This is a genomic window from Amycolatopsis sp. NPDC005232 (assembly GCF_040607795.1).
Classification (GTDB): domain Bacteria; phylum Actinomycetota; class Actinomycetes; order Mycobacteriales; family Pseudonocardiaceae; genus Amycolatopsis.
Genome location: NZ_JBEXHL010000010.1, coordinates 20397 through 40776 on the forward strand (window position 1 = coordinate 20397; position 20380 = coordinate 40776).

Annotated in this window: 17 protein-coding genes; 7 read left to right on the forward strand and 10 right to left on the reverse strand. The window is 69.8% G+C overall.

Annotation, left to right across the window (positions count from 1 at the left end):
- Positions 1-3: 3 nt before the first annotated feature.
- The 5 genes from ABZU76_RS20335 to ABZU76_RS20355 form a co-directional block, all read right to left on the reverse strand.
- Complete coding sequence (locus ABZU76_RS20335; protein ID WP_354871653.1) at positions 4-813, reverse strand: ABC transporter permease; 810 nt, start codon at positions 811-813, stop codon at positions 4-6.
- A gap of 9 nt (positions 814-822) precedes the next feature.
- Positions 823-1704 (reverse strand): ABC transporter permease, encoded by an 882-nt coding sequence (locus ABZU76_RS20340; protein WP_220246531.1) that lies wholly within the window; start codon positions 1702-1704, stop codon positions 823-825.
- 245 nt (positions 1705-1949) lie between these two features.
- Entirely contained in the window at positions 1950-3158 is a 1209-nt protein-coding gene (locus ABZU76_RS20345) for an ABC transporter substrate-binding protein (protein WP_354871657.1), read from the reverse strand.
- A 25-nt stretch (positions 3159-3183) separates the two neighbouring features.
- Entirely contained in the window at positions 3184-4260 is a 1077-nt protein-coding gene (locus tag ABZU76_RS20350) for an ABC transporter ATP-binding protein (RefSeq protein WP_354871660.1), read from the reverse strand.
- 33 nt (positions 4261-4293) lie between these two features.
- On the reverse strand, positions 4294-5715 hold the full coding sequence (locus ABZU76_RS20355; protein ID WP_354871662.1) for a gamma-aminobutyraldehyde dehydrogenase: 1422 nt from the start codon (positions 5713-5715) through the stop codon (positions 4294-4296).
- A gap of 114 nt (positions 5716-5829) precedes the next feature.
- Here ABZU76_RS20355 and ABZU76_RS20360 point away from each other — a divergent pair, with 114 nt between their 5' ends.
- The gene (locus ABZU76_RS20360) at positions 5830-6573 is read left to right on the forward strand and encodes an FCD domain-containing protein (protein ID WP_354871665.1); all 744 of its coding nucleotides are present in this window, start codon (positions 5830-5832) and stop codon (positions 6571-6573) included.
- 32 nt (positions 6574-6605) lie between these two features.
- On the forward strand, positions 6606-7361 hold the full coding sequence (locus ABZU76_RS20365) for a cache domain-containing protein (protein ID WP_354871668.1): 756 nt from the start codon (positions 6606-6608) through the stop codon (positions 7359-7361).
- 4 nt (positions 7362-7365) lie between these two features.
- Here ABZU76_RS20365 and ABZU76_RS20370 read toward each other — a convergent pair whose 3' ends face one another.
- Positions 7366-8805: a PucR family transcriptional regulator gene (locus ABZU76_RS20370; RefSeq protein ID WP_354871670.1), complete on the reverse strand. Its 1440-nt coding sequence runs from the start codon at positions 8803-8805 to the stop codon at positions 7366-7368.
- A gap of 106 nt (positions 8806-8911) precedes the next feature.
- Here ABZU76_RS20370 and gabT point away from each other — a divergent pair, with 106 nt between their 5' ends.
- The 3 genes from gabT to ABZU76_RS20385 all read left to right on the forward strand — a co-directional run bounded on the left by gabT (position 8912) and on the right by ABZU76_RS20385 (position 15730).
- Entirely contained in the window at positions 8912-10264 is a 1353-nt protein-coding gene (gene gabT, locus ABZU76_RS20375) for a 4-aminobutyrate--2-oxoglutarate transaminase (RefSeq protein ID WP_354871672.1), read from the forward strand.
- On the forward strand, positions 10261-11688 hold the full coding sequence (locus ABZU76_RS20380) for an aldehyde dehydrogenase family protein (protein ID WP_354871674.1): 1428 nt from the start codon (positions 10261-10263) through the stop codon (positions 11686-11688). The genes gabT and ABZU76_RS20380 overlap by 4 nt, the downstream gene beginning before the upstream one ends.
- 415 nt (positions 11689-12103) lie before the next feature.
- Positions 12104-15730 carry a S8 family serine peptidase gene (locus ABZU76_RS20385; RefSeq protein ID WP_354871677.1) on the forward strand — a complete coding sequence of 1209 codons (3627 nt, stop codon included), beginning with the start codon at positions 12104-12106 and terminating at the stop codon, positions 15728-15730.
- A 225-nt stretch (positions 15731-15955) separates the two neighbouring features.
- Here ABZU76_RS20385 and ABZU76_RS20390 read toward each other — a convergent pair whose 3' ends face one another.
- Genes ABZU76_RS20390 through ABZU76_RS20400 form a run of 3 tightly spaced genes read right to left on the reverse strand, consistent with a single transcriptional unit; the run spans position 15956 to position 18392 of the window.
- A complete protein-coding gene (locus tag ABZU76_RS20390; RefSeq protein WP_354871680.1) occupies positions 15956-16231 on the reverse strand; it encodes a hypothetical protein in 276 nt (91 codons plus the stop codon).
- The gene (locus ABZU76_RS20395; protein ID WP_354871682.1) at positions 16228-16995 is read right to left on the reverse strand and encodes a helical backbone metal receptor; all 768 of its coding nucleotides are present in this window, start codon (positions 16993-16995) and stop codon (positions 16228-16230) included. Before ABZU76_RS20395 ends, ABZU76_RS20390 begins: the two co-directional genes overlap by 4 nt.
- Positions 16992-18392 (reverse strand): RNB domain-containing ribonuclease, encoded by a 1401-nt coding sequence (locus ABZU76_RS20400; RefSeq protein ID WP_354871685.1) that lies wholly within the window; start codon positions 18390-18392, stop codon positions 16992-16994. Before ABZU76_RS20400 ends, ABZU76_RS20395 begins: the two co-directional genes overlap by 4 nt.
- Before the next feature lie 126 nt (positions 18393-18518).
- Here ABZU76_RS20400 and ABZU76_RS20405 point away from each other — a divergent pair, with 126 nt between their 5' ends.
- Together ABZU76_RS20405 and ABZU76_RS20410 are read left to right on the forward strand one after the other, a co-directional pair.
- On the forward strand, positions 18519-19481 hold the full coding sequence (locus tag ABZU76_RS20405) for an AAA family ATPase (protein ID WP_354871687.1): 963 nt from the start codon (positions 18519-18521) through the stop codon (positions 19479-19481).
- 268 nt (positions 19482-19749) lie between these two features.
- The gene (locus tag ABZU76_RS20410) at positions 19750-19965 is read left to right on the forward strand and encodes a hypothetical protein (protein WP_354871689.1); all 216 of its coding nucleotides are present in this window, start codon (positions 19750-19752) and stop codon (positions 19963-19965) included.
- A 204-nt stretch (positions 19966-20169) separates the two neighbouring features.
- Here the strand turns inward: ABZU76_RS20410 and ABZU76_RS20415 are convergent, their stop codons facing one another.
- Positions 20170-20367, reverse strand: a complete 198-nt coding sequence (locus tag ABZU76_RS20415; RefSeq protein ID WP_220246518.1) for a hypothetical protein — start codon at positions 20365-20367, stop codon at positions 20170-20172.
- Between the last annotated feature and the right edge of the window lie 13 nt (positions 20368-20380).

Consider the following 20380-nt stretch of genomic DNA (forward strand, 5'->3'; position numbering starts at 1 on the left):
ACCCTAGATCCGGCCGCCCGAAGAGCTGTCGCCGCCGGAGAGCTTCTGCGCGAAGTACACCGGCACCGTCGAGACGATGATCAGCACCGCCGCCACCACGTTGACCACCGGGGCCTGGTTGGGGCGGAACAGGTTGTCGTAGATCCAGATCGGCAACGTCTCCATGCCGGTGCCCAGCGTGAAGGTCGTCACGATGATCTCGTCGAACGACAGCGCGAACGCCAGCAGCCCGCCCGCCAGCAGCGCCGAGCGCAGCATCGGGAACGTCACCAGCCGGAACGTGGTGATGCCGTCGGCGCCGAGGTCCATCGACGCTTCCTCGAGATTGCCGCCCATGCGCCGCAGGCGGGCCACGACGTTGTTGAACACCACGACGATGCAAAAGGTCGCGTGGGCGATGATCGCTGTGAGCAGGCCGAGGTCGATGCCGAGGATCGTGCGGAACGCGTTGTTCAGCGCGATACCGGTGACGATGCCCGGCAGCGCGATCGGCAGGATGATCAGCAGCGAGATCGAGTCCCGGCCGAAGAACCGGTAGCGCTGCAAGGCGAACGCGGCCATCGTGCCGAGCACGAGCGCGATCGCCGTGGCGGCCACCCCGGCCTCGATGCTGGTCCACAACGCGCGCAGCGCGCCGGCGTTGGTGACCGCGCGGCCCCACCACTCGAGGGTGAAGCTCTTCGGCGGCCAGCCGAACGTGGTGTCCGAGTTCACGGAGTTGAGCAGCACTACCAGAAGCGGGAAGTAGATCACCGCGAAACCGACCCCGAGTGCCGTCCACAGCACCACCCGGCCGGTCTTCGACATGCGCACGGCGGTCTCCTAAAGGTTGTTCAGCGCGCCGGTGCGACGCACGACGGCCAAGTACACGAGCATGATCACGACCGGCACGATGGCCACGGTCGCGGCGAATGGCAGGTTGTTGGCCGCGCCGATGTTGTCGTAGACGACGTTGCCGAGCATCTGCGACGTGCCGCCCACGATCTTCACGGCGATGTAGTCGCCCAGCGACAAGGAGAACGTGAAGATCGAGCCCGCCACGATCGCCGGGAAGGCGAGGGGCAGGATCACCGAGCGGAACGTGCGGAACGACTTCGCGCCGAGGTCACCCGACGCGTCGACCAGCGAATCGGGCAGCCGCTCCAGGCCGGCGTAGATCGGCAGGATCATGTACGGCAGCCACAGGTACGACAACGTGATCACCGTGGCCGCGACGCCGTAGCCGGGGCCGGAGAGGCCGAAGGGGCTCAGCAGCCAGCTGATCGCGCCGTTGCCGGAAAGCAGGGTGCGCCACGCGTAGGCCTTCACCAGGTAGCTCGCCCACAGCGGCGTCATCACGGCGATCACGAGAATCCGTTGCGCCCGAGGGGAAGCGAGCTTGGCCATCGCGAAGGCCATGGGAAACGCGATGACCGCGTCGATCACCGTCACCAGCAGCGCGATGCCGACGGTCCGCAGCGTGATCGTGCGGTAGACCGAGTCGGTGAACAGGGTGACGAAGTTGTCGAACGACCAGTCCGTGACCACCTTGCCGGTGAACACGTCGGTGGACCAGAAGGCCGTGATGAACAGGGCGGCGAGCGCGCCGAGGTAGGCCAGGCCGAGCCACAGCAGCGGAGCCGAAAGGAGAATGCCCAGGCGCAGCTTGGGTTTGCGGAAGAAGAAAGCCGAAGCGCGGCGGCTCGGCGGGCTCACGGCGGTCATGCGGGCACCTTCGGGGCACGGTCGGGAGGAGGGGTCCGGGGGCGGCGAACGAGGGGGGAGGGTGCCCGCCGCCCCCGGAGCTACTGTGCGGATCGTTACCAATCCGACCACAGTCACGGCCGAATGGCTTCGTAGCAACGGTTACGTTCCGCGTGGGGGTCGGCCTTCTTCTGGCCGGATTGGTAACAGGGAATCCCGTGAGCGCCGGCGCGGATTCCAGAGCAGCGCCGGCACTCACGAGCACGTCAACCCTTGATCTCGGTCCAGGCGCGGGTCCAGTCGCCGTAGTCCTTGCACTTGACGTCCGTGCGGCCGTCGAGGCATTGCGGGATCGGCGTGGTCCAGTACTGGATCTTGGCGGCGTAGGCCGCGTCGTTGGCGTGGTAGGTGTCGCACAGGGACTTGTCGGTCATCTCGGCGCAGGCCTTGGAGTTGGCCGGGGCCTCACCGAAGTACTCCGCCACCTGGGCGTTGACCTTCGGGCTGATGATGTAGTCCATCCACTTGTACGCGCACGTCTTGTGCTGCGACTTCGTGGCCACCATCCAGGTGTCCGACCAGCCGGTGGCACCTTCGCTCGGCACGGTCGCACCCAGCGGAGCGCCCTCGCTCTTGGCCAGGTTCACCGTGACCTGCCACGCGGTGCCGATCACGGCGTCCGCGTTCTTGAGCGACTGCGTTTCCTTGAGGTAGTCCGCCCAGTACTCGCTGACGTTCGGGCGCTGCTTCTTCAGCAGGTCCACCGCCGCGTTGAACTGCTTGTCGTCCAAGGCGTACGGGTTCTTGATGCCGAGGTCGGGCTGGTGCGCCATGAGGTACAGGGCGGCGTCGGCGATGTAGATCGGGGAGTCGTAGGCGATGATCTTGCCCTTGTAGGGCGAGTTCACGTCGAACATCGGCGACCACGACGTCGGCTCCGGGCTCACCTTGTCGGTGCGCCAGGTCAGCACGTTGGCGCCCCAGCCGTGCGGGATGCCGTAGGCGACGTTGTTGACGCTGTTCCACGACTTGTTCTTCAGGAACGGGTAGACGTCGTTGTAGTTCGGCACGAGCGCGGTGTTCACCGGCTCGACGTCGCCCGAGGCGACCAGGCGCAGCGAGGCGTCGCCGGAGGCGGACACCACGTCGTACTGGCCCGTCTTCATCAGCGTCACTGCCTCGTCGGACGTGCCGAACGGCTTGACGGTGACCTTGCAGCCGGTCTGGTCCTCGAACGGCTTGACCCAGTTGATCTTCGCGTCGTTGGAGCCGTTCTCGGCGTATCCGGGCCACGCAAGCACGTTCAGCTGGCCTTCCGGCTGGCCCAGCTGGGTGAGTGCGGCCAGCTTGGGCGGGGTGAACCCCTGTGCGCCCGGCGCGGACCCCGCGTTTGAGTCGGAGCCCGACGTCCCGCAGGCCGCGAGCAGCAGGCTCACGCCGCACAGACCCGCGAGCAGCGTCTTCCTGTTCTTCATGTCGAGAGAAACCTTCCCGTGAGAACTAGCCGGCTTCGGGGACCCGGAAACTGTGTTCGTGGCGCCACCGCAGACGGACCCGGCCGTCGGCGAACTCGGTCGGTTCACTGGTGTTCTGGCGGACCACGGACAACTGACCCCCCGCATCGAGCGCGACAGCGTAGCGCACTGTAGATCCGGCGTATACGACATCCGTGACGATTCCGGTCGCCGAAGTCTCGCCTGGACCGGCCGGCGACGCAAGATCAGCATCGATGCGAATTTTCTCCGGCCGGATGCTGTACACGCCGGGCTTGCCGATCACCGCTTCGGCCCCACGCCCGCTGAGCAGGTTGGACGTGCCGACGAAGCCGGCGACGAACGCGCTGGCCGGTCTCTCGTACACCTCCACCGGGGTGCCGACCTGTTCGATCCGCCCGGCGTTGAACACCGCGATGCGGTCGCTCATGGTCAGCGCCTCGTCCTGGTCGTGCGTCACGAACACGAAGGTGATCCCGACCTCGCGCTGGATCTGCTTGAGCTCGATCTGCATCGCTTGACGCAGCTTGAGGTCGAGCGCTCCCAGCGGTTCGTCGAGTAGCAGCACCTTCGGGCGATTCACCAGCGCCCGCGCGAGAGCGACGCGCTGGCGCTGACCACCCGAGAGCTGCGAAGGCTTGCGGTCGCCGTACTCCCCGAGCCGCACGGTCTCCAGGGCTTCCGCGGCGCGTTGCTTGCGCTCGGCCTTGGCGACCCGCTTGACCTTGAGGCCGTACTCCACGTTCTGCCGCACGGACATGTGCGGGAAGAGCGCGTAGTCCTGGAACACGGTGTTCACGTCGCGCTCGAACGGCGCGAGCTGGCTGACGTCCCGGCCGGCGAGCTCGATGGTGCCCGCGGTGGGCAGCTCGAAGCCGGCAATCATGCGCAGCACCGTGGTCTTCCCCGAGCCCGACGGGCCGAGCATGGAGAAGAACTCACCGGGCGGGATGTCGAGGTCTACGCCGTCGACGGCGCGGACCTTGTCGAAGTGCTTCTGCAGCCCGGTGAGCCGGATCGCCGGCTCACCGCCGGCGCGCGGCGGTTCGGGCCGGCGGGCGGCCGTCGGGGCAAGGTGTGGCATGGCGGGCCTTCCCGTGGATCTCGTCACCGGTACCTACAGCGCGGTCATCACGTGCTTGACGCGGGTGTAGTCCTCGAGGCCGTACAGCGAGAGATCCTTGCCGTAACCCGACTTCTTGAACCCGCCGTGGGGCATCTCGGCGACGAGCGGGATGTGGGTGTTGATCCACACGCACCCGAAGTCGAGCTTGGCGGACACGCGCATGGCGCGCTGGTGGTCCTTGGTCCAGATCGAGGAGGCGAGTCCGTAGGGCACGCCGTTGGCCGCCTTCACCGCGTCGGCTTCGTCCGAGAAGCGCTGCACGGTGATCACGGGGCCGAAGACCTCGTTCTGGGTGATCTCGTCGTCCTGCGTGACGCCGGAGACCACGGTGGCTTCGTAGAAGAAGCCCTCGTCGCCGACGCGTCGCCCTCCACAGTGGACGGTGGCGTGCCCGGGCAGGCGGTCGATGAAGCCGGACACCTTCTCCAGCTGCGCGGCGTTGTTGAGCGGGCCGAAGGCGGCGGTGTCGTCGTCGGGCTTGCCGGTCTTGCTGGCCTCGGCCTGACGCGAGAGGGCGGCGACGAAGGTGTCGTGCACGTCGTCGGACACCAGCACGCGCGTGGCGGCGGTGCAGTCCTGGCCGGCGTTGAAGTAGCCCGCCATCGCGATGGTCTCGGCGGCGGCCTCGAGGTCGGCGTCGGAGAACACGATCACGGGCGCCTTGCCGCCCAGCTCGAGGTGCACGCGCTTGACGTCGCGGGCCGCGGCGCCCGCGACCTCGATGCCGGCGCGCACGGAGCCGGTGATCGACACCATCGAGGGGATCGGGTGCTCCACCAGCGCGCGGCCGGAGTCACGGTCGCCGGTCACGACGTTGAACACGCCCGGCGGCAGGAACTCGCCGCAGATGTCGGCCAGCAGCAGCGTGGACGCCGGCGTGGTGTCCGACGGCTTGAGCACGACCGTGTTGCCCGCCGCGAGCGCGGGCGCGATCTTCCAGATCGCCATGAGCAGCGGGTAGTTCCACGGCGTCACCTGCGCGCAGACGCCCACGGGCTCGCGGCGGATGAAGGACGTGTGGCCTTCCATGTACTCACCGGCCGCGCGGCCTTCGAGCACGCGCGCGGCGCCGGCGAAGAAGCGCAGTTGGTCGACGATCATCGGCAGCTCTTCGGACATCGTGAGCGCGACCGGCTTGCCGGTGTTCTGCGACTCGACGCGCACGAGCTCCTCGCCGCGGGCCTCGACGGCGTCGGCGATCTTGAGGAGCGCGAGCTGGCGCTGGGCCGGGGTGGTCTCCTTCCAGCTCTCGAACGCCTCCGCCGCGACCTTGAGCGCGTGGTCGATGTCTTCGGCGCTCGCCACCGGCGCGGTGCAGTACGCGCGGCCGGTGACCGGGTCCACGATTTCGAGGACCTTCCCGGACTGCGAGTCGACGAACTTCCCGCCGACATAGTGCTTCAATTCCTGCACGCGTGCGCCTCCTGACTCTCCGTGGCAGGGTGAAACATATAACTCCATATTTCACATGACAAGGTCCTGGGGCACTATTGGCCCCCATCGCATGCCGAGACGGGTGGGCCCACGATGCGCAAGGAGATGTCGAACAGCGCACGACTGGCGATGTTCGCTCCGCTCGACCAGCTCGGCCGCGCCGAGGCGGTCGCGGCCCGGCTGCTCGACGCCATCACCCTGGGTCTGCTCGACGACGCCGAGCAGCTGCCGAGCGAAGTCGAGCTCGCCGCGCAGTTCCGCGTTTCCACCGTGACGGTCCGCGAAGCGCTCGCCGTGCTGCGGCAGCAGGGGCTGGTCGAGACCAGGCGCGGGCGCGGCGGCGGCAGCTTCGTGCGCACGCCCGCATGGCCGGCGCCGAGCTCGTGGGCCCAGCGCCTGCGGCTCGTCTCGCTCGCGGATCTGCGCGACTTCGGCGACCACTACCTCGCCGTGGCCGGGTCCGCGGCCAAGCTCGCGTCGGAACGCAGCTCGCCCGAAGACCTGGAACGACTGCGCCTGACCAGCGAAGACCTCCTCGGCACGACCGGTCCCGAGGCGACGCGCGCCGAACGGCACTTCCACCTCGAGGTCGCGGCGGCCGCACAGTCGCCGCGGCTCACCAACCAGGAGGTCCAACTGCAGGGCGAACACGGCGGGTTGCTCTGGGTGCCCCTCGACGGCGAGGACACCTGCCGCCAGTCCTACGCTGAGCACTACGCGATCGTCACCGCGATCGCGGCGGCCGACGGCGACCTGGCCCGCAAGCTGACCGAGGAGCACATCCTGAGCGCGCTCGACCGGCTCGTGGATCTGCACTTAAGCCTCGAAACGCCGTAAGCTTCGATGACCCCGCGATCGAGGTGAGCATCGTGACCGACACCCGCACGTTGACCGGCGACGAAGTCGTCGCACAGGTATCCGCGCTGGTCGAGGAGATCTTCGAGCGGCTGAAGCCAGTACTGGCCGCGGCCGAGACGCTGCTGGCCGAGCCCGGCGGCGCCGGTTCCCGCACGCTCCACGGCATCCGGCCGCAGGTCCTGGAGGCCCTCGGCGGCCTCGTGATCGGCGCCGGGTTCGTGAGCGCGCCCCACGTGTTGTCGGACCAGGAGTTCGGCTTCGAGTGGTGGACCACCACCGGTTCGGACGACAGTGGTTCCGAGGACGCCGTGCCGGAGCAGCTGTTCATCAGCCTCGACCCGGAGAGCCCGAACTTCCTCGACTACACGCGTCAGTCGTGGTTCACCGTGCCGCGCGACAGCGGCCGGCGCCACATCAACGGCCCGTACGTCGACTACCTCTGCACCGACGAGTACACGCTCACGTTCACGCTGCCCGTGTACCGCGACGGTTCGTTTGCCGGCGTGGTGGGCGCGGACGTCTACGTGCGCGAGTTCGAGCGGACAGTGAGCCGGCGGCTGCGTTCGCTGGGCCGACGCGCGGCTCTGCTCAACGCGCAAGGGCGCGTGATCGTGTCGAACAGCGTCCGGCAGGCGACGGGTTCTCTGGTGCGAGACGTCGATGTGCCGGCGTGGTGGACGTCGGGCGCGGAACCGCAGACGATGTCGGGCGGCGCGACGTTGCGCCGGTGCGGGGATTCGCCGATCGCGTTGCTCGTCAGCGTGTGACTTCTCAGCGGGTGACCTGAAGCGCGAGCCAGAGTTCTGCCCTGGTGCCGGGTGAGTCGAGGTCCTGGGCGAGGAGCTCGGCGGCCTTGGTGATGCGGTTGCGCAGGGTGTGGCGGTGGATGTGCAGCTGCGTGGCGGCACGATCCCAGTGGCCGTGGTTCTCGAGCCAGCAGCGCAGGGACTCCTCCAGCTCGCCGCGGCCGGACTCGTCGTGGGTGCGCAGCGGGTGCAGTAGATCGTGGGCAAAGGCCTGGGCGGCAAGGGGATCCAGGAGGTTGAGCAGGCCCCGGCCGGCGTGGTCGGCGTAGTGCAGGAGCGGGATGTCCTGGCTGCGCGCGGTCTCGGCCGCCTGCCGGGCCTGGCGCAGGGATGCCGGGAACTCGGTGGCGTCGCCGACGCCGACGTGGCAACCGCCGACTTCGGCGGCCACGGTGAGCACGCGGTCGGCGTCGTCGGTCGCGGCGACGAGGAGCGACTCGGAGTGGGCGAAGAACACTTGCCCCGCAACGGGTTCCAGGCGGTCGTACAGCGCGGTCCGCGCGGCAGGCCGGCCCGCGACGGCGAGCACGGCCCACGGTTGCGGCGGGGCGCCCTGCACGGTGCGCACCACGTCGAGCGCGAGGGCTTCCTGGCCGTCGGTGAACAGGTCGAGCAGGCCGGTGCGCAGCCGGGACAGCGCGCCGCGTTGCGCACGATCCTGTTCCAGGGCAAGGGAAAGCAGCGAAACCGCCGTGTTCACGATGTGGCGACCGGTCGAGTCGAGCGGCTCGGTGGTGCCGACCGCGAGCGCGCCGCGCGTGTGCAAGGTCTGGAGCACGACCTCCTGCTCCCCCAGCGTGACAACCCGTGTGCCGGCGCGCAGGTCCTTCACGTCGAGCTGTTCCCCGTGCGCGCGAGCGGCTGCGGAGGAGACTTCGCGGAGGTGACCGGCGGCGTCGAAGACCACGACCCAGCCGTCGATGAGCCGGGCGAGCCGCCGCACGACACCCGCCGCGCCCGTCTTTCCCACGGCGGTGCGGGTGAGCTCCTGCTGAGCGCGGCCGATGCGGACGGTCGCGGCGTACTCGTCGGCCGCGACCGCGCGGGAGACGGCGCGGGTGATGGCGATGAAGGGCGTCTTGCGGGGCACTTCGAGCACCGGGAGCCCGATCTCGTCGGCGGTTTCGACCAGGGTGCGCGGCACGTGCTCGTGGCTGAGGCCGACGCCGAAGCCGAGCCCGGCGGTGCCCGCTTCGACGAGGCGGCGGACGTAGGCCTCCGACGTCGTGTCGTCGAGGGCCAGGCCCGTGGTGAGCAGGAGCTCGCCGCCTTCGAGAAAGGCGTGCGGGTCGGTGAGCTCGGTCGGGTGCACCCAGCCGATCGGGCGGTCGAGCCCTGCCTCCCCCGCGACCACGCGCAGCGCGAGCGATCGCTGTTCGGTGAGCGCGCGCAGGGTGAGTGCCATAGTGGCCAAGTTTACGCGCGGTTTTGGACATCTTGGCCAGCTGACTCGGACATCGAGCCGCCTCATCCTGGGAGGTGACCCAGCCCGCCTCCCAGGAGTTGAGCCCATGACCACGACCACCGAGACCCTGGTGGCTCCGGCGCCCGTCGCGCGTCGGCTGCGCACCGAAATCCCCGGCCCGGCTTCGCGCGCGCTGCAGGAGCGGCGGACGGCCGCGGTCGCGGCGGGGGTGAGCTCGACGCTGCCCGCGTACATCACGTCGGCCAGTGGCGGTCTGCTCACCGATGCCGACGGAAACGTGCTGATCGACTTCGGTTCCGGCATCGCCGTGACGAACGTGGGCCACTCAGCGCCCGAGGTCGTGGACCGCGTACGCACGCAGGCGGGCTGGTTCACGCACACGTGTTTCATGATCACGCCGTACGAGGGTTACGTCGAGGTGTGCGAGGCGCTGGCGGAACTGACGCCGGGTGACCACGCGAAGAAGTCGGTGCTGTTCAACTCCGGCGCGGAGGCTGTGGAGAACGCGGTGAAGATCGCGCGCGCCGCGACCGGGCGGCAGGCCGTGGTGGTGTTCGACCACGCCTACCACGGGCGGACGAACCTGACGATGGCGTTGACCGCGAAGTCGGTGCCCTACAAGCACGGCTTCGGCCCGTTCGCGCCCGAGGTGTATCGCGTGCCGGGGTCGTACCCGTACCGCGACGGGCTTTCGGGTCCGGAGGCCGCGCGGATCGCGATCGACCGGATCGAGAAGCAGATCGGCGGCGACCAGGTGGCGGCCGTGGTGATCGAGCCGATCCAGGGTGAGGGCGGGTTCATCGAGCCTGCGCCGGGGTTCCTGCCGGCGCTTTCGGCGTGGTGCGCTGCGAATGGCGTGGTGTTCGTGGCTGATGAGGTGCAGACGGGCTTCTGCCGCACCGGCGACTGGTTCGCGTCGTCGCGCGAGGGCGTGGTGCCGGACCTGATCGCGACGGCCAAGGGCATCGCGGCAGGCCTGCCGCTGTCGGCCGTGACGGGTCGCGCGGAGCTGCTCGACGCGGTCGGCGCCGGTGGCCTGGGCGGCACGTACGGCGGCAACCCGATCGCGTGTGCCGCGGCGCTGGGGTCGATCGAGACCATGCGGTCCGCCGATCTGGCCGCTTCCGCGCGGCGGGTGGAGGAGCTCGTGCTGCCGCGGTTGCGTGCGCTGGCCACGGAGACGGGCGTGCTCGGTGATGTTCGCGGGCGCGGCGCGATGCTGGCGGCGGAGTTCGTGCAGCCCGGCACTTCCACTCCCGACGCCGACCTGACGAAGCGTGTCGTGGCCGCGTGCCACGCGCTCGGCGTGGTGGTGCTGACCTGCGGGACTTACGGCAACGTCATCCGGCTCCTGCCGCCGCTTTCCCTGTCCAACGAGCTGCTCGACGAGGGCCTGTCCGTCCTCGAGCACGCGGTCCGCACGGAGGTGCGCAAGTGACTGTCCCCTTTTGGATCGCCGGCAAGCCGGTGACCAGTTCTTCGACCGCGGTCGTCCACCACTCCTACGACGGGAGCGAGGCCGGTTCGCACTTCGTGCCGACCGCTTCGGACGTCGAGGCGGCGGTTGCGGCGGCGGCTTCGGTGGCCGACGAGTTCACTGTTACGCCCGCGCACGTGCGGGCGGGAGCGTTGGACCACGTGTCCGGTTCGTTGAGTCAGCGGGCCGACGAGATCGCGCGGCTCATCACGGCCGAGTCGGGCAAGCCGCTGAAGTGGTCGCGCGGCGAGGTGGGGCGCGCGGTGTCCACGTTCCGCTGGGCAGCCGAGGAGGCGCGCCGGTTTTCCGGTGAGCTGCAGCGCCTCGACACCGACCCGGGCGGCACCGGCCGGATGGCTCTGGTGCGGCGGGTGCCGCGCGGACCGGTGCTCGGCATCACGCCGTTCAACTTCCCGCTGAACCTGGTGGCGCACAAGGTCGCGCCGGCCATCGCCGTCGGCGCGCCGATCGTGCTGAAGCCGGCGCCGGCGACGCCGCTCACGTCCCTGCTGCTCGGCGAGATCCTGGCCGAGACGGACCTTCCGGCCGGGAGCTGGTCGATTCTGCCGCTGGGCAACGAGGAGACGGCCGCCCTGGTTCGCGATCCGCGGCTGCCGGTGGTTTCGTTCACAGGCTCAGTGCCGGTCGGCTGGTCGATCCGGGACAGTGTGCCGCGCAAGCACGTCTCGCTGGAGCTGGGCGGGAACGGCGCCGTGCTGGTCTGTCCGGACTGGACCGACCTGGACTTCGCTGCGCAGCGGATCGCGACTTTTTCGATGTACCAGGCCGGGCAGTCGTGTATCTCGGTGCAGCGGGTTTACGTGCACACGGATGTTTACGATGAGCTGGAATCGCGCGTCCTCGCTCAGGTGGCGGCTCTTCGCACCGGCGACCCTTCCGCCGACGGCGTGGACGTCGGCCCGCTGATCAACGAAGCCGCCGCCACTCGCGTCGCTTCCTGGGTCTCGGACGCGGTTTCCTCCGGCGCCCGCGTGCTCACCGGCGGCGGCCGTTCCGGCGCGACGGTGGAGCCGACCGTGCTGGCCGACGTGCCGGAGGACGCCGCGGTGATGGCGGAGGAGGTTTTCGGGCCGGTGGTTTCGCTGGTCCGGGTGTCCTCTGTGGATGAAGGCGTGGCGCGGATCAACGCGTCCCGCTTCGGCCTCCAGGCCGGCGTCTTCACGCGCGACCTGCCGACTGCGTTCGACGTCTCCGCCCGCCTCAAGGTCGGCGGCGTGCTGATCGGCGACGTCCCCAGCTTCCGCGCCGACCAGATGCCCTACGGCGGCGTGAAGGACTCGGGCGTCGGCCGCGAAGGCCCGGCCGCCGCGATGGCGGACTTCACGGAGGAACGGGTGACGGTGTTGACGGGGTTGACGTTGTAGGGCGTTGATCCGGCCGCGACGCGTCCCGCCTCCTCAGGTACCAGGGGCGGGCGCGCGCGGCGTCAGCGGGTGGCCGGCCGACACGCCGGCCGCACCCTGACCAGCTGCGCATGTACAGCCAGATGGTCAAGAACTCAAGTACTTACATTTCCCCTCCCCAGGTGGTCTGATCCACTCGATCACTGACCATGGAGGAGAAATGCCGCTTCCCTTCGTCCGAAGATCCGCAGCGTCGGTGGCTGCTGCTCTTGTTGCCACGTCGGCCTTTCCCCTGACGGCCCAAGCAGCTACTCCGTCAGCGCTCACGCAAGCCACTGCGGGCGACCAGAGCGCCGCGCAGCCCGCGCCGGTTGCCGTCACGTTGATCACCGGTGACAAGGTGACGGCGACTCGGGCACCGGACGGAACATTGTCGGTGGACGACGTCACGCGCGCGCCGGGCGCCGCGGGTGCGGTACGAGTCGCCGTCGAGGGTGGTGACACCTTTGTCTACCCCGACAGTGCCATGCCCTACCTCGCGACCGGCCGGCTCGACAAACAGCTTTTCGACGTCACCCAGTTGATCGCGGAGGGCTACGACGACGCCCACACAAGCGCGCTTCCCTTGATCATCACGCACTCCCCGGACGTGTCGGCACCCGAGAGCGGCACGTCCGCCCGGAGAGCGCCGTCCGATGTCGTGCTGCCGGGCGCGAAGACCACCCTGGAGCTTCCGTCCGTCCACGGTGAAGCCGTCGAAACCCCACGATCCAAGACCTCTGCCTTCTGGTCCGCCCTGACCGGCCCCGACGGGCAGGCTGCCGCGGGGCCGACGGCGAGGGCCGCCACGAGCCCGGACGAAGCGAGGGAGCCGTCCTTCGCCGCCGGTGTCAACAAGGTGTGGCTCGATGGCCAGGCGAAGGCGGACCTGGCGGACACGACGGCGCAGATCGGCGCCCCCAAAGCGTGGGCAGCAGGGGACACTGGCGCGGGCGTCCGGGTCGCGGTCCTGGATTCCGGAGCGGACATCACTCATCCGGATCTGGGCGACCGCATCGTGGCGTCACGCAGTTTCGTCGCGGGCGAGGACATCACCGACCGCAACGGGCACGGAACGCACACCGCCTCCACCGTGGCCGGCACCGGAGCCGCCTCGAACGGGCAGGAACGGGGTGTCGCCCCGGGCGCGGATCTGCTCGTGGGCAAGGTCCTCGGCGACAACGGATCCGGTCCGATCTCGGGAATCATCGCGGGGATGGAGTGGGCGGCGCAGACCGAGCACGCCAAGGTGATCAACATCAGCCTGGGCACCCCGGCGTGGCACACCCAGGACGACCCGCTGAGCCAAGCGGTCAACCAACTGAGTTCGGAGACAGGCGCACTCTTCGTGATCGCCGCGGGCAACGCCGGCAACAGCCCGTACAGCGTCAGTTCACCGGGAACCGCGGACGCCGCCCTCACCGTAGGCGCGGTGGATTCCTCCGACCACCTCGCGGACTTCTCCAGCGCCGGGCCGCGGATGAACGACGACGCCCTCAAGCCGGACCTGACCGCCCCCGGCGTGGACGTGCTGGCGGCGCGCTCGCAGCAGATGAGCTCGGGCGAGGGCTACTACCGCACGGACAGCGGCACTTCCATGGCGGCGCCGCACGTCGCCGGAGCAGCGGTGCTCCTGGCCCAGAAGCACCCGACGTGGACCGGTCGGCAGATCAAAGACGCCCTGATGAGCACCAGTGTCCTGACCCCCGCCTACAGCGCCTACCAGGCCGGTACCGGCCGGGTGGGCGTGGGCACCGCATACGCGCAGGACCAGATCATCGCGAGCGGATCGGTCGACGCCGGACTCGTTCTCTGGTCGAGGAACCAGTCACCGAAGCCGGTCGCGCGGCAGATCGCCTACACCAACACCACCGACCAGCCCATCACGTTGCGCCTCACGGCCGACCGCGGCGACTCGCCCGCGGGGGTGTTCACCCTCGCCGCCGACCACGTGACGGTACCGGCACACGGAACCTCGAAGGTCGGGCTCCAGGCCACCCCGGCAGGCCTGGCGGCGGGCCAGTACTCCGCCCAGGTCACCGCCCGCTTCGCGGCCGGCGCCGTGCACACCGCTGTGGGCGTGTCTGTCGAGTCCGAGAAGTACAACCTGACGGTCCACCTGAAGGACCGGGCGGGCAAGCCTGTGAGCGGTGAGGTCGAGATCACCGGAGCCGACGGGAAGACCACCGTCATGTGGGTCCCGGACGGCACCCTCACCAGCCGCTGGGCACCCGGCTCCTACACCCTCGTGTCCACAATGGACGTGGCTGGCCGCACCGGCCCGCACTCCCTGGGCTTCGCGGTGCTCACCGCCCCCGAGCTCAACCTGACCTCCGACAAGAGCGTCGACCTGGACGCTTCCCGCGTGCACCAGATCAAGGTGGCGACACCCCAGCCCACGTCGGTTGCCACCAGCAGGATCGACCTCTTCCGCTCCTTCACCTCGAACCAGCCCACGCCGAGCGACACGCAGGCACTGCACGAAATCCTCATGCCCGACACCAGCTACGACAGCCTCTGGGCCCTGCCGACCAAGAACAAGGTGACCAAGGGCAGCTTCGTCTTCGCCACCCGGATCCGCGCCGTGCAGACTCCGCTGAAGATCACCTACCCGGGGCACGACCTCGACGACACACTGCTGGTCCAGCCTGGCTCTGCCCCGTTCCCGAGCGGCAGCACCCGCATCGACGCGGTCTACGCCGGTGACGGCGCACCGGCCGACTACACCGGCCTGTCCGCCCGAGGCAAGGCCGTGATCGTCCGCAGCAACTCCACCGTGGCCCCGACAGACCAGGCGGCCGCGGCGCGCGCCGCGTCGGCGGAGATGCTCCTGGTGGTCAACGACGGCGACGGCCGCAAGAGCGACTGGTACGGCGGCCCGGACGAGAACACGACCGGGCTCATCCCGGTCGCCTCGATCACCCAGGACGACGGCGAGCAACTGATCAGGACCATCACATCCGCGGGAAAGAAGCCGACCAAGCTGGCCGTGGAGGCCCATCCCACGCCGGAGTACCTGTACGACCTGGCCGATTACCACCAGGGCCGCGTGCCCGACGATCCTTCTGCCGCAACGGATCCCGGCAGCCTCGCACGCATCGACAACACCTTCGCCCCGCCCGCCGGCAAACAGATCACCGAAAGCCGCGAGGACAGTCCGTCGTACGAGTACTTCCCGGCCGGCTTCCCCTATGCCGTGTATGGCAGCTTGCGCGTTCCCCCGTTCCCGAGAGAGCCCGTCGCCCCCGGGCGCCGCACCGACTGGGTCTCCGCCGGGAACGGTGTCAAGTGGCAGCAGTACGCGGGCATCGACGGTTGGCAGACCTTCACCGACATCGCGAGTTACCAGCCGCGCAGTGTGCAGAGCGAACACTGGTTCGGCCCGATCACGCGACCGCGGATGCTCACTTTCGAGGTCCCGCACCGGGTCGGCAACGCCATGGGAGGAACTCTCGCGGGGTTCGGTGACGGAGGTTCGGCGCACAGCGGCGACACCGGCCTGATGTCCCGGAGTTTCGCGCTCTACCAGGGTGACAAGCTGCTCGTGCAGAACGGCCCGCGCCCCGACTTCGGCGTGGGTGACCTGGCCCCGCAGAAACTCCCGTACCGGCTCGTCGCCGACACGGTGGGGAACGCCCAGCTCACCCCGTACTCCTCCACCACGCACACCGAGTGGAACTTCCTCTCCGGCAACGCCGACAACCAGGCCATCCCGCTGGTCCAACTCGACTACGGGACAGACCTGGACCTCTCCGGACGGGCACCCCGCACGTCCGCCTTCTCGGTCAAGCCCGTCGTCGACAGTGCTGCGGCCGAGGACGGTGTCGCCTCGGTCAAGCTGGAGGTCTCCTACGACGACGGCGCATCCTGGCATCCGGAGGCCATGAAGGAAAACAGGGGCGCCTGGCAGGCGCAGCTCCACGCGCCCGCCCGGGCCGGTTACGTGTCAATCCGTGTCACCGCCAAGCAGCGCAACGGTGGCGGCATCAGCCAGACCATCACCCGCGCCTTCGGCCTCAAGTAGGCCTCGTGAGCGGCCGATGCCCCTGCCTTCGACGGCATCGGGCACCGGCCGCTCCGCCCACCGCGAGACAACGACCGACACCCGATCTCCGGTGCGAACAGACTGGCGGGCCCAGGGCAGCAGTCCAGGCGGTGTTCGCAGCAGACAGCCGTCGCCCGGGTGTCGCCAAAGCCCGCGATCAATGAGAACCGCGATCGCCTCGGCTCAGGTGTCGTCGGACGCGGGCTAGTCGTCCTTGAGGTAGCGGTCCCAGAACGCGATTGCCCGGAGGGTGGCCGGATCGCCGTTGCGCCAGTCGGGCCAGGGCTGTTGCCAGGTTTGGCCCTCTTCCCTCGGCGACTCGACGGGGAGGCCGGCGGCGAGGAACGCGCGGTGGTCGTCGGCGAATTCGATGTCGTACTGGGCCTCGATGCGGTCGAACTCGGCGTCGGTGAGACCCGGTTCGATGCGGCAGCAGTCCAGCGCCGCGAGCAGGCGCGCGGCTCGGGCACCCCGGCTCACGACAGCTCCGCCAGAGAACGGGTCAACGCCCCGTGCGCCTCCACCAGGGACGGCCCGTACCAGGTCAAATACCGCCCCGAGACCAGCGCCGGCCTGAGATCCGGGAAAAAGCCCGGGCCGTCGTCGGCGGTGAATTCGTACGGTTCGTCCGGCAGGATCACGACGTCGGCCTCGGCGGCTTGCAGTTCGGCCAGCGGGGGGCGGGGGTAGCGGTCTTCGGCGTCGGCATACGCGTTGGCCACGCCGACGCGGCGGAGGACGTCGCCGGCGAAGGTGTCGTGGCCGAGGACGATCCAGGGTTTGCGCCAGACCGGGATGACGGCGCGGTGGCGGACGGGGCCGGTGGTGCGCCAGAGTTCTTCGGCCTCGACCAACCAGGCCGGTTCGATCAGCTCGTAGACCTGGGTGAGGAGCCGGCGCAGCGAGCCGAGGGCGGCGGGCACCGAAGCGGCGGCCTCCATGACGAAGACCGGAACGCCGTTGGCGCGCAACCGTTGTACGTCCTCGGGGCGGTTCTCTTCCGAGTTGGCCAGCACGAGGTCCGGCCGCACCGCCAGGACGTCGTCGACCTTCGGGTACTTCGAGCCACCGACGCGCGGGACGTCCAAAGTGGACGGATGCGTGCAGTAGTCCGTGGCGCCGACCAAACGTCCGGGCGCGCTGACCTCCACCGCCTCCGTGAGCGAAGGCACCAGCGACACGACCCGGGATGGCGGGCCGTCGAGCGGGACCGGCTCACCGAGGTCGTCGAAGAGATCCCTCATACGCGTTCGAACGACACCTTCCGCTTGTCGACGTCCACGGCGGTCAGCCGGACGCCGATCCGTTCGCCTTCGGGGAAATTCTCGCCCGTGCACTTGGCCATCACCGGCGGGTCCTCCACGAGGATCTCGGCACGCGTTTCCTCCGCTCGCAGCACCACGGCCGTGAACTCGCGTCCGACGCGTTCCGCCAGGACCCACGCTTCCACCTGGTCGATGCAGGCGCGTTCGACGCGGGCGGCGAGACCGTCCGAAGCGGACATCTGCAACGGCACCTCCGCGAGCGCGTCGCGAACCCACGACGGCACCTCGCGCCCGGCCGTGACGGCGAGGCAGACCTCCGTGCCGAAGCGGTCGACCAGACGGCGGATGGGCGCGGTGACGTGGGCGTACGCGCCGCCGATGCCCGCGTGGGTGGTGAGCGCGGGCAGGGATCCGTCGAAGGACGTGTAGCCGGCGCCACGCAGAAGCCGCGTGGTGTCAGCGAAGATGGCCATCGACGAGGGCTGTCCGGGGTCCAAAGAGGACAGGAACTCCGAAACGCCGAGCCCCGCCGGCCAGGGGACGCCCACGACCGACGCCGAGCGGCGCAGCCACTCCACGGCGTCCGGCTCGGGTGGCGGCAACGTCCGCAGCACGCCGACGCGGGCTTCGAGCATGATCTGCGCCGCGGCCATGCCGGTAAGCAGCGAGATCTCGGCGTTCCACGCGTCGACGGCGGTGCGCGGGCGGCGGGCCAGCGCCCAGCCGCCGTCGGGGTCGCCGCTGATCTCCTGCTCAGGCAGCTGTAATTCCACGGCCCCGCGCTGCACGGCCAGCTCGCGTCGCAGCCGGCCGAGCTCCGGCAGCGCGGCGACGGACGGGTGCGGAGTGCCCGCGTCGAGCGAGGCCTGCACGCTCTCGTAGTCGAGCTGTTCGGTCGAGCGCACCAGCGCGCGGCGTACACGGGTGGCGACGGGCTCGCCGTCGGCGTCGACGTCGACAGTCCAGAGCACGGCCGCGCGGACCTCGCCGGGCAGCAGGCTTGCGGCACCTTCGGACAGGACTGTGGGGTGGAGCGGGACGTTGCCGTCCGGCAGGTAGAGCGTCTGGCCGCGGCGGCGGGCCTCGTGGTCGAGCGCGCCGCCGGGCGGGACGAAGGCGGCGAGGTCGGCGATGGCGTAGTGCACGCGGAAGCCGCCCCCGGTGCGTTCGACGACCATCGCTTGGTCGAGATCCTTGGCGCCGGGCGGGTCGATCGTCACGAACGGCAGGTCCGTGGCGTCCTCGCGGCCCTCGGCGCGCGCGGAGAGCACAGCGGCCTCCGCCTCGGCCAGCACCTCGGGACCGAACGATTCCGGCAACGAGAACTCCGTCCGGAGCCGACCGAAGTCCCCTCCCGACGCGGGTGTCCTGATCACGAGTGGCACCACACAACACTATCCCGCTCGACGGCCGCCGATCGCCCGTTCGGGCGCGAGCCGCGCCGGTGTACGTTGATCCTTGCTGTAATGAAAACCATCTTCATCTTGTGAAAGGGTTTCGCCGTGAAGATCGCGTTCGTCGGCAAGGGCGGCAGCGGGAAGACCACGCTCTCGTCGCTGTTCGTCTCCTACCTGGCCGGCGCCGGCAAACCGGTGCTGGCCATCGACGCCGACATCAACCAGCACCTCGCCGTCGCCCTCGGCGCGACCGAAGAGGAAGCACTCGCGTGGCCCACGCTGGGCGACAACATGGCGCTCATCAAGGACTACCTGCGCGGCGACAACCCGCGTATCCCTTCCGCTTCGGCGATGATCAAAACCACGCCGCCGGGTCGCGGATCGCGCCTGGTCACGCCGTTCGAGGACAACCCCGTCACCGACGCGTGCTTCCGGTTTTTGGGCGACGTGCGCTTGGGTGTCACGGGCCAGTTCGACGAGGACGACCTCGGTGTGGCGTGCTACCACTCGAAGGTCGGCGCCGCGGAGTTGCTGCTCAACCACCTGGTCGACGGCCCGGGCGAGTACGTGGTGATGGACATGACCGCCGGCGCCGACGCCTTCGCGTCCGGGCTGTTCACGCGCTTCGACGTGACGTTCCTGGTCTGCGAGCCGACGCTGCGCAGCGTCGGCGTCTACCGCCAGTACGCCGACCACGCGCGCGACTTCGGCGTGCACCTGGTGGCGGTGGGGAACAAGGTGACGGATGCGGAGGATGTGGCTTTTCTGCAGTCCTCGCTGGGACCGGCTCTGCTGGGCTGGCTGGAGGCTTCGGGACACGTGCGGGCCGGTGAGCGCGGCGCTTCGCGTCCGATTGGGGAACTGGAGCCCCACAACCTGGGGACGCTCGCGTCGATGCTGTCGACGGTCGACGGCGTGACCCGAGACTGGGCTCGCTATCAGCGCCAGGCCGTGGACTTCCACCTGCGCAACGCGCGGGCCTGGGGTAACGGCCGGACGGGCGAGGACCTCGAGGCGCAGGTGGACCCGGAGTTCGTGTGGGGGCCGGGGGTTTCGACGTCTTTGTGAGGTTGTGGTCTGTGGGTTCCGCGGCTCGGGTGTCGGCGCGTCGGCCGGGCTCGGCGCGGCGAGCCGGGCCGGGCGACGACGTGCGCTCCACGGGCGACGGTTCAGGCCGGTGCACCGGCCGTGCCTCGGGGCGCCGAGCCCGACCGGGCAGCGACGTGCGCTCTGCGGGAGACGTTTCGGCCGGCGCACCGGCCGAGCCGGGCCGGGCGACGGTTCAGGCCGGCGCACCGGCCGTGCCTCGGGGCGCCGAGCCCGACCGGGCAGCGACGTGCGCTCCGCGGGAGACGTTTCGGCCGGCGCACTGGCCGAGCCGGGCCGGGCGACGGTTCAGGCCGGCGCACCGGCCGTGCCTCGCCACGCCGTGCCGGACAGCGACGTGCCGGCCGATGATCGCGGCAACCAGCCCATGCCTCAGTTCGGCGGCAATTCCGGAACATTGAGCCGGCCCGCCCCGGGCGGTGACGTGCCGACCGGGTCGATCTGAGAACTGCGGTATCAGTCCCGGTTTCGACAGCGATTCCGGCGCTGCGAGCTGACCTGCCGTGGGCGGCGAAGTGCCGGCCGAGTCGGGCCACGCAAACCTTCGCGGGGCCGCGGGCCTGCCCCGGACAGAGATCAGGCGCGCCGGATACCGCGGGCGAACGTCAGCGGGCCGGGCCGGATGGACCTGGCCCGAGGTGGCGGGTGGTCAGTCGCCGTCCCATTCGCGGTCGGCGGCGTCGGCCTGTCGGTTGCGCTCGCGGGCGATGTCGAGGGCGCGGCGGGCGGTGGCCTCGTCGGGGTAGGGCCCGAGGAGGTCGATGCTCCGGCTACGTTCCAGGTGTTCCACCTCGTGGGTGCGGGTGTTGTAGTACCAGCCGGGGTCCGGGTTGGGGTCGTCAGCCATGTGTCCAGCCTGA

Excerpts from the sequence above, each read along its gene's own strand:
- ABZU76_RS20370 (WP_354871670.1), bottom strand. The coding sequence starts at position 8,805 with ATGGCACTCACCCTGCGCGCGCTCACCGAACAGCGATCGCTCGCGCTG.
- ABZU76_RS20415 (WP_220246518.1), bottom strand. The coding sequence starts at position 20,367 with ATGGCTGACGACCCCAACCCGGACCCCGGCTGGTACTACAACACCCGC.
- ABZU76_RS20360 (WP_354871665.1), top strand. The coding sequence starts at position 5,830 with ATGCGCAAGGAGATGTCGAACAGCGCACGACTGGCGATGTTCGCTCCG.
- gabT (WP_354871672.1), top strand. The coding sequence starts at position 8,912 with ATGACCACGACCACCGAGACCCTGGTGGCTCCGGCGCCCGTCGCGCGT.
- ABZU76_RS20395 (WP_354871682.1), bottom strand. The coding sequence starts at position 16,995 with ATGAGGGATCTCTTCGACGACCTCGGTGAGCCGGTCCCGCTCGACGGC.
- ABZU76_RS20340 (WP_220246531.1), bottom strand. The coding sequence starts at position 1,704 with ATGACCGCCGTGAGCCCGCCGAGCCGCCGCGCTTCGGCTTTCTTCTTC.
- ABZU76_RS20345 (WP_354871657.1), bottom strand. The coding sequence starts at position 3,158 with ATGAAGAACAGGAAGACGCTGCTCGCGGGTCTGTGCGGCGTGAGCCTG.
- ABZU76_RS20350 (WP_354871660.1), bottom strand. The coding sequence starts at position 4,260 with ATGCCACACCTTGCCCCGACGGCCGCCCGCCGGCCCGAACCGCCGCGC.